Below are 1,231 nucleotides of genomic sequence, written 5' to 3'. Positions count from 1 at the left end.
GGACAGCTGGGCGGGACGCGAGCGGTTCGAACACTGGCTCGCCTCCAACAAGGTCGTCATCTTGACCACCGATCCCGACTACAAACACCCCGCCTACATCTTCAACGAACACCACGGGCACTGGGTCGGTGGCACCTGGTACTCCAACGACAGCTACCTGATACATGAGTGGGCCAGCGCCGACACCGACTACATCGGATTCTGCGAATACTGCGGCGCATTCGACGACGAGCCCTTCGGCCCGCACTGCGGATACTGCGGATACTGCGCCGACTGCGCACACCCATTCCCCCGCTGCGCGTGCCCGCAATTCGACGGCGCGGACCGCTACGCCGACCTGTTCGGCCTGCACCCCACTGACCGACCCCGCCACCGATCGATGCGCTTTCGGACTCGAAAGGATTCGCACCCGTGGACAATTCCACCGCACAACCATTGAGCCGCGACGAGACCGTCGAGGTCCTGCTCGACGCTCTCGACCCCTACATCGCCTCGACGCGGCATGCACTCGGCGTCGCGCACACGATGGCCAGCGTCATCGGCGGTGAGCCACTGGGCCTGCTCAACAACGCCATCGCCGACTACCACACTCGGGAACGGCTCGTACGCACCGCCTCTCGCGCACTGCGCGCACATCCGCCTCCAGGCCCTGGGACGGCCGAGGAGCAGTGATCGTTACGGCCCCGCCGGCGCATGGACCACCGCCATCGCGACTCACGACGGTCCATGCGCGCCCGGGACCGATCGACGACGCACACAGAGGCTAGCCCAGCTCACCGCAGCGCCGCTCCAGCTCCCCGCTCCGTTTCCCTTTTCGATCCGAATGGAGGTACCCGATGCCCGACACTCCCGGCGCAGCCACCCCCGCCCCGGTTCCGGTTCCGCAGCGCCTGGCCGCGGCGCCTGTCTCGGCCGGCATGGTCGTGCCGTACATCACGATGACCCACCGCGACCCCACCAAACCCGTCTGGGGCGCCGTGAACCAGGCACGACTGCAACAAATCTGGCAGCACAGCCTGTGCCAGGTATGCGGTCAGCGCCTCGACGGCCCCTGGGTCGTGGTCTACATCCGGCCGTGGGACTACCTGCGCGGCATAGGCCCGGAACCTGCCCTGCATCCGGAGTGTGGTCTCTATTCGAAACGAACATGCCCGATGCTGGTCTTCCGTCGGTTCGCGAATTCCGAAGGGCGCGCTCACCGGAACCGAAGGACCGGTGGGTTGTTTCAAGC

2 protein-coding genes and 1 pseudogene are annotated in these 1,231 nt (G+C 66.3%); all 3 read left to right on the top strand.

Going from position 1 to position 1,231, the window contains the following annotated elements; genetic code table 11:
• Nucleotides 1-439, top strand: a pseudogene (locus A5780_RS41550) (hypothetical protein); the annotation flags it as partial.
• Entirely contained in the window at nucleotides 412-672 is a 261-nt protein-coding gene (locus tag A5780_RS34980; protein WP_064911186.1) for a hypothetical protein, read from the top strand. The pseudogene A5780_RS41550 and the gene A5780_RS34980, both read left to right, overlap by 28 nt.
• 164 nt (nucleotides 673-836) lie before the next feature.
• On the top strand, nucleotides 837-1,231 hold a 395-nt coding region (locus A5780_RS34975), incomplete at its 3' end, for a hypothetical protein (RefSeq protein WP_197521948.1).

The organism is Nocardia sp. 852002-20019_SCH5090214, from assembly GCF_001665865.1.
Lineage (GTDB): Bacteria > Actinomycetota > Actinomycetes > Mycobacteriales > Mycobacteriaceae > Nocardia > Nocardia nova.
This window is presented reverse-complemented; position numbering and strand designations above follow the sequence as displayed.